Origin of the sequence: Pseudorhodoplanes sp., assembly GCF_046289595.1 — a bacterium.
In the GTDB taxonomy this organism is placed as follows: Bacteria; Pseudomonadota; Alphaproteobacteria; order Rhizobiales; family Xanthobacteraceae; genus Pseudorhodoplanes.
This window is the reverse complement of the sequence record NZ_JBKBVB010000129.1, coordinates 1-12,440: the sequence shown is the minus strand read 5'-3', so window position 1 is coordinate 12,440 and position 12,440 is coordinate 1. Positions and strand designations below refer to the sequence as shown.

Genomic DNA, 12,440 nt, shown 5'->3' with positions numbered 1-12,440 from the left:
GAGCCGGTGGGTGACGGCATCGAGCCGTTCGGAAAACTTCTTCTCGAATTGCGACTGGCGGTTCGCCAGCATGTCGCCCATGGCGCGCACGAGCCCGGTGGTCTCGGCCTGCAGGCGGCGCAGCTCGGCCATCCGCGCCTCGTTTTGCTCCGCTTCGATCCGTTCGGCCTCTTGCGCCTCCTCCATGCGGCGGCGCCGTCGCGCGATCATCATGATCGTGACGCCGATCATGGCAGCGAGGATGAATGCGCAGACCGCCGCGATCACCGCGACGATCAGCAGCGGGTCGAGGCCGGCGAGCCGGTCCCGGATCAGGGCGAGGCTGTCCATCAGACTCTTGTACCACGATTCGCGAGAGCTTTGGAACAAAAAGAGAACAATTTTGCGGCCGGGCCTGCGCATGCGTGTCGTCCCGTTCCGCATGCCGGAGCGGGAAAGGGCTGCAAAGCGGCGAAACCAAATTGACCGCGCCGCGGCCAATAATTACATCGCGCGCATGGCCCTTCGCGACATCCTCGTTATTCCCGACAAGCGTCTCCGCCTCGTCTCCAAACCGGTGGAGGCTGTGGACGCCTCCGTTCGGGCGCTCGCCGAGGATATGCTGGAGACCATGTACGACGCACCGGGCATCGGACTGGCGGCGATCCAGATCGGCGAACCGCTGCGGCTTGTGACCATGGACCTCGCCAAAAAGGATGAAGAGAAGGATCCGCGCGTCTTTATCAATCCGGAGATCATCTGGTCGTCCGAAGAGCTGAATGTGCATGAGGAGGGCTGTCTTTCGATCCCCGAATATTACGAGGAGGTCGAACGCCCGGCGAAGGTGCGGCTGAAATATCTCGACCTCGACGGCAAGCCTCACGAAGTCGAGGCCGACGGCATGTTCGCGACCTGTATCCAGCACGAGATCGACCATCTGAACGGCGTGCTGTTCATTGATCATCTCTCGAAGCTGAAGCGCGACCGCGTGATCAAGAAATACACCAAGATCGCAAAGCAGGCGGCGGAGTAGCGTTTGAACTCGCCGCGCAGCCGGTGAGGAGACAGAACTGCCATGCCGCTGCGCCTCATTTTCATGGGCACCCCGGACTTCGCAGTGCCGACGCTGATCGAGCTTGCCGGTGCGGGGCATGAGATCGCCGCAGTCTATACCCGTGCGCCGAAGCCGGCCGGGCGCGGCATGGGCTTGCAGGAGACGCCGGTCGCGCGCGAGGCGAAACGGCTGGGCCTCAAGGTGCTGACGCCGAAAACGCTGCGCACCGAAGACGCGCAAGCGGAATTCGCGGCGTTCGGTGCCGATGCCGCGGTGGTGGTGGCCTATGGCCTGATCCTGCCGAAGCCGATCCTCGACGCGGTGCCGCTCGGCTGCTTCAACCTGCATGCGTCGCTGTTGCCGCGCTGGCGCGGGGCTGCGCCAATCAATCGCGCGGTGATGGCGGGTGACGCCGAGAGCGGGGTCACCGTGATGAAGATGGACGAGGGGCTTGACACCGGCGGCATGGCGATGATGGAGCGCATGCCGATCGGTCCCGACATGACTGCGGGCGACTTGCACGACCGGCTCGCGGCGATCGGCGGCGACCTGATGCATCGCGCGCTCGGTGCGCTGGAGCGCGGCTCGCTCCAGATCGTGCCGCAGCCCGACGACGGCGTGACGTACGCGGAGAAGATCAGCAAGGCCGAGACCCGCATCGACTGGTCGCGGCCCGCACGGGACGTGCATAACCACATCCGCGGGCTGTCGCCGTTTCCCGGCGCCTGGTTCGAGATGCCGGGCGAGAAGAGGCCGGTGCGGGTGAAGGTGTTGCGCTCGACGCTGGCATCCGGCGAAGGCGCGCCGGGCATCTTGCTCGACGACAATCTCACCGTCGCCTGCGGCGACGATGCCATCCGTCTTCTGGAATTGCAGCGCGCCGGCGGGAAGCCGATGAAGGCGGACGAATTTCTGCGCGGGATCAGCGTCAGGCGGGGGACGCAACTGCCGTGAGTCTGCTCGTTCGACCGGAAACACCGGTGGATGTCGGCGCAATCCGCGAGATCAACCGGGCGGCGTTCGGCGTGTCGGTCGAGGCGGATCTTGTCGATCGCCTGCGTGCGGACGGCGACCTGCTGCTGTCGCTCGTCGCAGAGCGCGCCGGCAGGATCGTCGGGCATTGCGGGTTTTCCCGGCTGACCATTCAGGATGCCGGTCGCATGGCTGCCGCGGTGTCGCTTGGGCCGGTGGCAGTGCTGCCCGACTACCAGAGAAGCGGGATTGGCGGGATGATGATCCGCGAGGGCATCGCCCGGCTCGGACGCGGCGGCGAAACATTGATCTTCGTGCTGGGCGATCCGGATTATTATGCGCGCTTCGGTTTCAAGACGGGCGCCGCTACGGCGTACCAGACGCCGTATGACGGACCTTACCTCCAGGTGCTGCGTCTGTCGGACGATGCGCCGGATCGTGGCGCGGTCCGCTACGCAGCGGCGTTTGCAGCTCTGTGAGCGGGGCCGGACGCCATTCCGGTTTCAGCGCGGTTGCGCGGCGTCTGCGCTCATGCGCGACACCGGCTGGAAAATGCGCCGGTACTGGCCCGGCGTCAGTCCGGTCGCGCGCCTGAACAGGCGGCGGAAGACGGCGGCGTGTTTCTGCTGCATGCGCTGGCCGGATGCGTGACCACGACGCTTGTGGTGCATGCCATGGCGCGGCATCACGATCCGCGAATTGTCGACCGAGCTCGAAGGCGACATCGACGTCCAGGGCCTGCTCGGTCTCGATGACAGTGTCCCGGTTGGCTACCGCGAAATCCGGATCAAGTTGCATGTGAAGGCGGACTGCACCGACGCGGCGCTGGACGATCTCATCGCCTATGCGCAGCAGCATTCGCCGGTCTGCAACACCATCTGCCGCCCGGTGCCGGTGGTGGTCGAACGGGCCACGCGGTAATTTATCCTTGGGCCGCGACGAGGCCGCCCGCGCCAGCTGCCTCCGGCGCGGGTGGCATCGCTGTCGCCCGTATCACTCCCGCCGCCCGGCCATTTTCGCCTGGAAACTCTCCACCGGATGCCCGGCCCAGCGATGCCGCCGGCTCTCGATCACGTCGGCAAGATCGCGGTCGCTGACGCGGACCAGGTCGGCATGGCCGAAGCCCTTCGAATAGTCGAGGATGGACACGATTTCCGGCGTGATCCGCATCAAGGGGACAGCCTCCGGATTGGGCTGCGGCATGATCTTGTATTCCGGATAGCGCTTCAGCAGCAGCGCATAGGCATGGTCGATTTCGCCCTTGTCCTCGACATGCACGGCGCGCGCCGCCATCGACAGGCCGCGGATTTGCAGCGGCTGCGGCACGTCGTTGCCGATGGCGATCGACACCCGCGGATCGCGCTTCAGATTCTCGAATTTCTGGCCGTCACGGGCGACGAAACAGTAGATAATCAATCCGTCACTGGCATAGCCGACGATGGTCGCCTGCGGCCAGCCGTCCGCCCGGTTGGTGGCGATTGCCATAATCCGATGCTTCTCCAGCAGCTCGATAATCTGGCGCTTGAATTCGGCTTTCATCGGCTCACCTCGTGTAGTTAAGTGAAACTATTCCCGCGCCCGCCAGGGGTTTCGTTGAGGTGAGTCAAACGTGCCGCGCTATCGTCTCTTGATCGAATATGACGGTGCGCCGTATCGCGGCTGGCAATATCAGGCCGACGCGCCGAGCGTGCAGGGCGCCATCGAGGACGCGATCGCGCGCTTTGACGGTCAGCGCGTCACCATTCAGGGGGCGGGACGCACCGATGCCGGCGTGCATGCGCTCGGACAGGTTGCGCATTGCGACCTGCGCGGCGACCATGACGGCGGCACGGTGCGCGATGCGCTGAACTTTTATCTGCGGCCGCAGCCGATCGCGGTGCTTGCCGCCGAGCCCGTGGCTGACGATTTCAATGCGCGGTTCTCGGCGACGAAGCGGCATTATCTCTATCGTGTGGTGAACCGCAGGCCCGATCTTGCGCTCGATCTCGGGCGGGCCTGGCGGGTGGGCCGTCCGCTCGATATCGCGGCGATGCGAGAGGCGGCGAAACGGCTCATCGGCCACCACGACTTCACCACCTTCCGTTCGACCGAATGCCAGTCAAAATCGCCGATCAAGACGCTCGACCGGATCGACATCGAGACCGAAGGCTGGAACGTCAATCTGTACGTGTCGGCGCGCTCGTTCCTGCACAATCAGGTGCGTTCGATGGTCGGCTCGCTGGTTCATGTCGGCGAAGGCAAATGGACGCCGGACGACATCGCCCGCATCCTTGACGCACGCGACCGCACGCTGTGCGGGCAGGTTGCCCCGGCCGAGGGGCTGTATCTCGTCAAGGTGGATTATTAGGGCCGGGCTTCAGCCGAAATACCGGTCGAGAATTTTGCGGTAGATCGCGGTGAGCGCCACAAGGTCGGCGACCGGCACGCGCTCGTCGATCGCGTGCATGGTGTGGCCGACCAGGCCGAATTCCACGACCGGGCAGTAATTCTTGATGAAGCGCGCATCCGAGGTGCCGCCGGTGGTGGAGAGTTCGGGCCTGCGTCCCGTCACCTCGGCGACCGCCGTCGCGACCAGTTCGGTAAAGGGGCCGGGCTCGACGACGAACACATCGGCGTTGGATGGCTCCCATTCGAACGAGAACCGGATTTTGCCGCCGGACGCCGCGATCGCGCGCTGCTCCATCAGCGCCTTCAGCGATTCCTGATTGTGCAGATCGTTGAAGCGGATGTTGAAGCGGGCGCGCGCCTCGGCCGGGATCAGGTTGACGGTCTTGTTGCCGACATCGACCGAGACGAATTCGAGATTGGACGGGCCGAACAGCTTCGAACCACGGTCGAGCGGCTCGCCCTTCAGGGCGGCGATCAACGCCACCAGCCCCGTTACAGGATTGTCGGCGCGCTCCGGGTAGGCGACGTGGCCCTGCTTGCCGTGCACGATCAGGGTGCCGTTCTGCGAGCCGCGACGACCGATCTTGATGGTGTCGCCGAGGCTCTCGCGGTTGCTCGGCTCGCCGAGAATGCAATGGTCGAATGTTTCGCCGTGCTTCTTCGCCCAGTCGAGCAGCTTTGGCGTGCCGTTGATCGCCACGCTCTCCTCGTCGCCGGTGATCAGGAACGAGATCGAGCCTTTGGGTGTGCCGCCATGGGCGGCGAGATAATCGAGCGTTGCTGCGATGCAGGCGGCGATCCCGCCCTTCATGTCGACGGCGCCGCGGCCGTAGAGCACGCCGTCCGCGATCTCGCCGGCGAACGGCGGATGCGTCCACGATGCCTCGTTGCCGGGCGGCACCACGTCGGTATGGCCGGCGAACATCAGGTGCGGCGATCCGGTGCCGATGCGGGCGTAGAAATTCTCCACGTCCGGCGTGCCGGGTTGGGAGAAGGTCATGCGGTGGGTGGTAAAGCCGGCAGCCTTCAGGATCGCTTCCAGATAACTGAGCGCGCCGCCTTCGGCCGGCGTGACGGACGGGCAGCGCAGCAGGCTCTGGGCAATGGCGACGGGGTCGGATGACATGATGTGGAGTGAGCTTTCGATCGTCGGCCATCATGAGAGACGTGGATGGCCGGGACAAGCCCGGCCACGACACACAATGACGGGAGGCCGCGTCGTCAGTCGCGCAGCAATTCGTTGATCGAGGTCTTGGAGCGGGTCTTCTCGTCCACCCGCTTGACGATCACGGCGCAATAGAGGTTCGGCCCCGGCTGTCCGTTCGCCAGCGGCTTGCCCGGCATCGTGCCGGAAACCACGACCGAATAGGGCGGGACTTCGCCGCGGAAGGTCTCGCCGGTCGAGCGGTCGATGATGGTGGTCGAGGCGCCGAGATAGACGCCCATCGACAAGACCGAGCCTTCGCGCACCACCACGCCCTCGGCGACTTCGGCGCGCGCGCCGATGAAGCAATTGTCCTCAATGATGACCGGCCCGGCCTGCAGCGGCTCCAGCACGCCGCCAATGCCGGCGCCGCCCGAGATGTGACAGTTTTTCCCGATCTGCGCGCAGGAGCCGACCGTCGCCCAGGTATCGACCATGGTGCCGGAATCGACATAGGCGCCGAGATTGACGAAGGACGGCATCAGCACCACGCCGGGCGCGATGAAGGCGGACCTGCGCACGACGCAATTGGGGACCGCGCGGAAGCCCGCGGCCTTGAATTTGTCCGCGGTCCAGCCATCGAACTTCGACGGCACCTTGTCCCACCACACGGACGCACCGGGCCCGCCCGCGATCACGCTCATGTCGTTCAGCCGGAACGAGAGCAGCACCGCCTTTTTGAGCCACTGATTGACCCGCCAGGTACCGTCAGCCTGCCTTTCGGCGACGCGCACGGCCCCCGAATCCATCAAGTCGAGCGCCTGCTCAACCGCCTCGCGGATCGGGCCGGTGGTCGCGGGCGAAATGCCGTCGCGCTTCTCGAAGGCATCGTCGATGGTTTGGGCGAGTTTCTCGTGGGCCATGGGGATTGTCGTTCCGGGTTGTGTGGGGCGGCGTTTTGTCGATGGAACAACCGGCACTGTCAAGGCGACGCAGCGGCAAGGGTTGAATTCCTCGCCAACGCGGCCGAAGACGGCCTCGGCGGTCGCCTGCGATCCGCTGTCGTCGAAACGCGAGGAGGATGTTCCATGGACCCAAAAGCCCTGACCGATCAGGCCACCACCTTCGTGTCGCAGCTCTCCGCATGGGCGGCCCTCGCCCTGCCGAATTTCGTCAGCGCGATCCTGTTGCTGACCCTGGGGTGGTGGCTCGCCGGGCGTGCGGAACGCGGCATCGCGCAGCTGCTCGACAAGACCTCGCGGATCGATCCGACGCTGCGCAGCGTGATCTCGTCGCTGGTCCGCTATTCGATCCTGGTGCTGGTGGCGGTGGCCGTACTCGGCCAGCTGGGCATCCAGACCACCAGCATTCTCGCCGCGCTCGGTGCGATCGGGCTGGCGATCGGCCTCGCCATGCAGGGCACGCTGTCGAATATTGCCGCGGGGATGATGCTGCTGTGGCTGCGTCCGTTCCGGGTCGGCGATTATGTCGACACCGGCAACGTGGCCGGCACCGTGAAAGAGGTCGGGTTGTTTGCAAGCATCCTGCACACGTGGGACGGGATTTTTCTGTTTGTGCCGAATGCGCAACTCTGGAACACCAAGATCACGAATTTCTCCCGGCTGCCGACCCGGCTGGTGGACCTGAAATTCGGCGTGGCTTATGGCGACGACATCGCGGCGGGTCTGAACGTGCTGACGCAATTGGCGGCGTCCGATGAACGCGTGCATACGCAGCCCGCTCCCGTCGTCTTCGTGGAGGAGCTCGGTGACAGCGCCGTCGTGCTCGCCCTGCGGGTCTGGACCGCGACGCCCGATTACTGGAACGTGCGGCGCGAATTGACCAAGCGCGGCAAGGCGGAACTGGAAGCCGCGGGGCTGTCGATTCCGTTTCCGCAGCGCGATGTCCATATTCATCAGGTTCAGGCGGACAGGCCGGCCGCGTAAAGCTGCGGCTGCGCTACCGCCAGCATTTCGTCCGCAGGAAACCTGACAGGTCGTCGGTGACATGGTCGACATGGGCGGCGTCGCGGCCTTCCAGCTCCCAGTCTTCCCGGAAAACGTCGCGGGTGCCTTCCGGCACCACCAGCACGGTGGTCATACCGAAGGCATGCGGAACGGCGAGATTGCGGGCGAGATCCTCGAACATCGCGGCATGCGCGGGATCGACGTCGTGGCGTTTAAGGAAACGCTCGTAAGTTTTCTGCGACGGTTTCGGTTCGAGTTCGGCTGCGATGATGTCGAACACATCCTCGAAATGGCCGTGGATGTCGAGCCTGCGCATCACCGCGTCGGCGTGCTTGCGGGTGCCGTTGGTCAGGATCAGTTTGCGGCCGGGCAATTTTTCCAGCGCGAGTCCGAGCGCCGGGTTGGGCTCCAGCGGCGAGTGATCGATCTGATGGACGAAGTCGAGAAAGTCGTCCGGCTTCATGCCATGCTCGGTCATCAGCCCGCGCATCGAGGTGCCGTAGCGGCGGTAATAATCCTTCTGCAGGCGGAACGCCTCGTCAGGGCTGATACTGAGAAATTCGGCGATGTAATCGCGGATGCGGCCGTCGACCTGCTGCCAGAGATTGAGGTGATGCGGATAAAGCGTATTGTCGAGATCGAAAATCCAGGTGGTGACGTGCGAGAAGGCGCGCTCTCCCGCCTTGGCGGGCGCGGAGAAAGCGGTCTGGCCGGGGGATGAAGCGGTCCGTGAGGTCATTTTATTTATGTATTGCAGCGGTGGCCGATCCGCCAGCGCCGTACGCGGACTTACTTGAATCGCACCGTGGCCGGGCCCGCTCCAAGCTCAATGGCGGCGAAGCCGCTGGTGGCGAGACCGCGCGCGCTGCAGTCGCTGTGGTCGTCGGTCTCGAATTTCGACGGCCGCGTGCAGAGTGCGGTGCCGCCGCCCCAGGCGATCGGCCTGCCGCCGCTCGTCAGCGTCTGACCGCTGGCGTCAACCGCTTCGGCGAACGAGAAGATGCGCTTGGCTTGCGCCGGCAAATCCGGGCGAAGGCAGCGCCCGACCTCGACCCGGTACCAGCCGCGTGTGGTGATCGTATTGCCATCCTCGATGCCGATCGCCGCCATCACCGGATAGGGCGTGTCGTTGCACCAGCTGAAGCCGCTTCCGGGCTTCTGGGCGATGTCGATCATCACGGAGAAGAAATCCGAGCGCGCCGCGGCGGTGACGGGCAGCTTGTTGTCGAGTGCGAATTGCCGCAGCGCATTGTCGGTTTTGTCGCCGCGGATCCCGTCGATCGGACCCGGATCGTAGCCTGCGGCAGCGAGCAGGCGCTGGATTCCGGCATCGCGCGCCTGTTCCTCCGAATAGCCGGCCTCCTCGGCCAGCGTAATGCGGAAATCCTGGTCCGACTGCTCCGACGGCGCGGGCTTGACTGCGGTGAACAGGACCGCGCGCTGACCGGCCTTGCAGTTGCGCGCATTCAACGAGGAAAAGTCGGAGGCGCCGATGCAGAACTCGGTATCGCCGCGCTGTGGCAGCGGCGAGGGCCCGTACACCGCAGGCGTTCGCGCATGAAGATAAAGATCGCCCGCGGGCAATGCGCCCTGGATCGCCGTGCGGCACTGGCCGGGATCGAGCCGGTACCAGCCCCGTGAATTGGCGGAGGCGCCCTTTTCCAGGGCGAGCGCGACATCGACCACGTAGCTCATCCTGTTGCAGAGCTTCAGGTCGGCGGCGGCGGATGTGGCGAAGAAGCCCGTCGACAGACCGGCTATCAGCCCGAGCCAAAAGGATCGTTTCGCCATCGCTCCGCCTTGCGATTGCCGCCGGGCGAAGGTGAAGCGCTATGGTTAACGGGGGGTTAATCCCAACTGACGCGACGCTCAGCGGCCCGGCGTGGGCGCCGGCCGGAACGGATCGAACCGCTTGGTGACGGCCGCCGTGATGATGTGATCGCGGAATTCCTTGGCGGGGTCGTTGGAATTGTTGTGCAGGTAGCGGTAGTCGAACCGCAGATCCCATTCCTGCCAGAGCAGGCCTGGGAACAGCACCAGCGCGCCCGGGATCAGCAGCGTGTCCTTGCGCTTCTCGGTGGTGCTGCCGGTGACATAGTCATTGCTATAGTCTCGCCAGCTGGCGGCGAGGCTGCCGCCGACGGTCATCCAGGATGCGAGCTGCTGATAGACTTCGACGCGGCCGCCGACTTCGCGGTATTTGCCCGGCTGGATTTCGGTCACCAGCGCATTGGTCACGGTGCCGGAAATGTCGCTCCACAGCACCCAAGGCGAGAGGGCGACGAGATTGCCGTCGCCGAACAGCTTCGGGATCGCGACCCGCGCCCGGATGTCATAGTACCAGCCTTCCTGGCTCGGCCAGTAGCTGTCATACGACCGGTAGGCTGCGCGGAAGCGCAGCATATGCACGATGCCTTCGGCGGTCTGGCCTTCGAAGGTCGCGCTGCCGGAGCCCTCTCCGTAATAGAAACGATCGTCGAAATAGCCTACCGCGGCGCCCAGCGCCGTCGTCAGGCTGAGGCCCGGCCACAGATCGAAGACCGGACCGCTTTCGCCGCCGGCATGGGCGTAATTCAGATCGCCGTAGCGGGTGTTGGCGCGGCCGAAAATCGCGGCATTGGTGCGCCAGGCCTGACCGTTGATCTTTCGCTCGTCCTGCAGCGAGATCAGGCCCTGCCCGAACCAGGTGCTCTTGCCGGGCTCGGTGGTCCCGTTGCGTCCGGTGTAGGGGTTCTGATTGGCGGGCAGGTAATAGAGTGGATTGGATTCGTAGCCGGTGCCAAGCTCGACGGTGACGAGCGTAAAGTCCGGCTGCATGGCGCGGCGCACACGCATCAGGCCGACCTTGGCATCCCAGTTGTTGGGGTCGTTGAGGACGACGCGTTCATAGGCCATCAGCGCCCAGCGCAGCACGCCCTGCTCTTCGGCAAGCCGCGCAAATCGCAGATTGAGTTCGGTATTTGCGGGATCGCGCAGGACTCGGGCGTAAAGCGTATCGAGTTCACGCGCGTTTGCGGCGACCGTGCCGGCCAGCGCCGCGATCACGACGGCGAGCCGAAAAAAAGTCCGCTTCCAAGTCACCACGTCCGTCCCAACTTCCAGGCAACACCCGGTTGCAAATTTCTGTCATCGTCTAGCGTAAACCCGGGGGCTCGGCTATTCAGGAAAGGCCTTCGGCGCTACCAAGCCTGTGGGCGTGTTTCCGAAAACACACCCTGTGATACCATGGGGTAAACAGGTAGTCATTCGCAGATGCCCCCCTCAGGTCCCGCCGCCCTGCCGTATTCCCTCGCCATCGCCGCCTTGACCCTTGCCGGTCAGGGGGCCGCCAATGCGGATGCCAAGATCGGGGTCGCCGCGGCGGTGAAAAACGACGTGCGCGGCAAGAGCGGTGCGCTTGCGGTCGGCAGCTCGGTGTTCGCCAACGAGCGGATCAGAACCGGGGACGCGGCATCGGCCCAGCTCATGTTCGTCGATAAAACCGTTCTGAATATGGGGCCGAAGGCGGAATTGCTGCTCGACAAATATGTCTACAATCCCAATCGTGGCACCGGCCAGGTGGTGGTGAATGCGGTGCAGGGCTCGATGCGCTTCGTGACCGGGGCGCAGAATCCGACCAGCTATTCGATCAAGACCCCGGTGGCGACGCTGGGCATCCGCGGAACCGTGGTCGACCTGCAGATCACGCCGTTCGAGACCTTTATCGGCGTGCTGGAAGGCACGCTCACCGTGCGCATGCAGGACGGTTCGCTGATGACGGTGAATGCCGGCCAGTATGTCGTCATCGCCTCCAACGGCACGAAAAAGGCCGGCGGCCCTTACAAGGGCAATGGCGCGACCCATCCGGACTTCCCGGATTATGTCCGGATCGACGAGATCAACCAGCTCAACGCGATCGATGCGCGCAGCTACGTGGCGCCGAAGCCGAGAGAAAACACCTGTGGTTATTCCTGCCTTTGATGCCCTCGGACAGCGCTGAGATTTTGCTGTCGCGGTGGCCTTCAGGCTGCTGCGATAGGATCGGCCGCAACGATCCTGCCGCCCGCGATCACTTCCGCGTAGACCCCGCAATCCATGTGGCCGAACACATCGACCAGGGTGCGCGGGATCTGCAGATCGCGGATGCCGGTGCCGGGTTCGACATTGGTCGCGGCGCAGCGCACGATCCGCTTCACCACCTTGAGCCGCACCTCGCCGATCGCCAGCGTCTTGCCGATCAGGTCGAATTCCTGCCAGGCCGGCCAGCCCTCGACATAGAGGTTGCCGCGGAAGCGTAACGGGTCGACCGGCGCGCCGGCCGCGCTCTCGATCGCGGCCACCGAGGCGAGGTTGATGATCGAGACCACCTTCGCCGCCACGTCCGAAAAGCTGTGGCCCTCGCTATGCAGCACTCTCGGCGGGCCGCGCAGTTCATCGGCGCAATAGCCGGCAAAGAAGTCCTCGATCGCTGCGCGGCCCTCCGGCGTTCGCAGATCGCCACGGGCGGCCTCGGCCCCGTTGAGCCGGATCGCGAGCATGTGGCTCGCCTCGTCGAAATGCGTATCCAGCGCCGCCAGCCGCTCATTCTTCATCAGCATCAGGAAATGCGGCTTGGGCAGATATTGCGGGGCGGCCGGATCGAAGCCGGAGCGGCCGTTCTCGATGGCGTAGAGGCGGTCGGCGGGCAGGGTTTCCCCGGGCGTGAGCAAGACGGCCTTCATCGGCTGGGGCGAGAGACCTTTGACGGGATAACGGAAGATCGACTGGATGCTGGCGGTCATGGCGACGTGTTAGCGCCTGCGCGCGCCAAAGGCGATGCTCACGACCCTTGACAGTTTAGGAATAAAAGCATATAAGCGATCCACCTCGCTCAAGAGGGGCGTCAACCGGTGACGCCGGTCGATGGAGCGGGGTGCGGCGCCTGCGGGTGCGGCTTCGTCAGCCTCCCGGGAGGCCC

General features: G+C 64.7%; 15 protein-coding genes and 1 pseudogene. 7 read left to right on the top strand and 9 right to left on the bottom strand.

Annotated elements, in window-relative coordinates:
- Positions 1-330 (bottom strand): annotated as a pseudogene (locus ACK41X_RS19950) (hypothetical protein); the annotation flags it as partial.
- A 166-nt stretch (positions 331-496) separates the two neighbouring features.
- Here ACK41X_RS19950 and ACK41X_RS19945 point away from each other — a divergent pair.
- Genes ACK41X_RS19945 through ACK41X_RS19935 form a run of 3 tightly spaced genes read left to right on the top strand, consistent with a single transcriptional unit; the run spans position 497 to position 2,484 of the window.
- Complete coding sequence (locus tag ACK41X_RS19945; protein WP_409726872.1) at positions 497-1,012, top strand: peptide deformylase; 516 nt, start codon at positions 497-499, stop codon at positions 1,010-1,012.
- 42 nt (positions 1,013-1,054) lie between these two features.
- Positions 1,055-1,987, top strand: a complete 933-nt coding sequence (gene fmt, locus ACK41X_RS19940) for a methionyl-tRNA formyltransferase (RefSeq protein ID WP_409726870.1) — start codon at positions 1,055-1,057, stop codon at positions 1,985-1,987.
- Positions 1,984-2,484, top strand: a complete 501-nt coding sequence (locus tag ACK41X_RS19935; protein WP_409726868.1) for a GNAT family N-acetyltransferase — start codon at positions 1,984-1,986, stop codon at positions 2,482-2,484. The genes fmt and ACK41X_RS19935 overlap by 4 nt, the downstream gene beginning before the upstream one ends.
- A 24-nt stretch (positions 2,485-2,508) precedes the next feature.
- Here ACK41X_RS19935 and ACK41X_RS19930 read toward each other — a convergent pair whose 3' ends face one another.
- A complete protein-coding gene (locus ACK41X_RS19930) occupies positions 2,509-2,637 on the bottom strand; it encodes a hypothetical protein (protein WP_409726866.1) in 129 nt (42 codons plus the stop codon).
- 37 nt (positions 2,638-2,674) lie between these two features.
- Between ACK41X_RS19930 and ACK41X_RS19925 the strand changes: the two genes are divergently transcribed.
- On the top strand, positions 2,675-2,926 hold the full coding sequence (locus ACK41X_RS19925; protein WP_409726864.1) for an OsmC family protein: 252 nt from the start codon (positions 2,675-2,677) through the stop codon (positions 2,924-2,926).
- A gap of 72 nt (positions 2,927-2,998) precedes the next feature.
- On the opposite strand, the gene ACK41X_RS19920 is transcribed toward ACK41X_RS19925, so the two are convergent.
- A complete protein-coding gene (locus tag ACK41X_RS19920; protein WP_409726862.1) occupies positions 2,999-3,544 on the bottom strand; it encodes a pyridoxamine 5'-phosphate oxidase family protein in 546 nt (181 codons plus the stop codon).
- A 70-nt stretch (positions 3,545-3,614) separates the two neighbouring features.
- Between ACK41X_RS19920 and truA the strand changes: the two genes are divergently transcribed.
- Positions 3,615-4,352: a tRNA pseudouridine(38-40) synthase TruA gene (gene truA, locus ACK41X_RS19915; RefSeq protein WP_409726860.1), complete on the top strand. Its 738-nt coding sequence runs from the start codon at positions 3,615-3,617 to the stop codon at positions 4,350-4,352.
- Positions 4,353-4,361: 9 nt separating this feature from the next.
- Here the strand turns inward: truA and dapE are convergent, their stop codons facing one another.
- Together dapE and dapD are read right to left on the bottom strand one after the other, a co-directional pair.
- Positions 4,362-5,519, bottom strand: a complete 1,158-nt coding sequence (dapE, locus tag ACK41X_RS19910; RefSeq protein WP_409726858.1) for a succinyl-diaminopimelate desuccinylase — start codon at positions 5,517-5,519, stop codon at positions 4,362-4,364.
- 95 nt (positions 5,520-5,614) lie between these two features.
- Positions 5,615-6,460, bottom strand: a complete 846-nt coding sequence (dapD, locus tag ACK41X_RS19905; protein WP_409726856.1) for a 2,3,4,5-tetrahydropyridine-2,6-dicarboxylate N-succinyltransferase — start codon at positions 6,458-6,460, stop codon at positions 5,615-5,617.
- A gap of 165 nt (positions 6,461-6,625) precedes the next feature.
- On the opposite strand from dapD, the gene ACK41X_RS19900 reads away from it, so the two are divergent.
- Positions 6,626-7,483: a mechanosensitive ion channel family protein gene (locus tag ACK41X_RS19900; protein WP_409726854.1), complete on the top strand. Its 858-nt coding sequence runs from the start codon at positions 6,626-6,628 to the stop codon at positions 7,481-7,483.
- A gap of 13 nt (positions 7,484-7,496) precedes the next feature.
- Here the strand turns inward: ACK41X_RS19900 and ACK41X_RS19895 are convergent, their stop codons facing one another.
- The 3 genes from ACK41X_RS19895 to ACK41X_RS19885 all read right to left on the bottom strand — a co-directional run bounded on the left by ACK41X_RS19895 (position 7,497) and on the right by ACK41X_RS19885 (position 10,585).
- Complete coding sequence (locus ACK41X_RS19895) at positions 7,497-8,243, bottom strand: pyrimidine 5'-nucleotidase (protein ID WP_409726852.1); 747 nt, start codon at positions 8,241-8,243, stop codon at positions 7,497-7,499.
- 50 nt (positions 8,244-8,293) lie between these two features.
- A complete protein-coding gene (locus ACK41X_RS19890) occupies positions 8,294-9,295 on the bottom strand; it encodes a DUF1036 domain-containing protein (RefSeq protein ID WP_409726850.1) in 1,002 nt (333 codons plus the stop codon).
- 78 nt (positions 9,296-9,373) lie between these two features.
- Positions 9,374-10,585 (bottom strand): hypothetical protein, encoded by a 1,212-nt coding sequence (locus tag ACK41X_RS19885; protein ID WP_409726848.1) that lies wholly within the window; start codon positions 10,583-10,585, stop codon positions 9,374-9,376.
- A gap of 171 nt (positions 10,586-10,756) precedes the next feature.
- Here ACK41X_RS19885 and ACK41X_RS19880 point away from each other — a divergent pair, with 171 nt between their 5' ends.
- Entirely contained in the window at positions 10,757-11,464 is a 708-nt protein-coding gene (locus ACK41X_RS19880) for a FecR domain-containing protein (RefSeq protein ID WP_409726846.1), read from the top strand.
- Positions 11,465-11,505: 41 nt separating this feature from the next.
- Here ACK41X_RS19880 and ACK41X_RS19875 read toward each other — a convergent pair whose 3' ends face one another.
- Positions 11,506-12,264: an MOSC domain-containing protein gene (locus ACK41X_RS19875; RefSeq protein WP_409726844.1), complete on the bottom strand. Its 759-nt coding sequence runs from the start codon at positions 12,262-12,264 to the stop codon at positions 11,506-11,508.
- Positions 12,265-12,440: the final 176 nt, after the last annotated feature.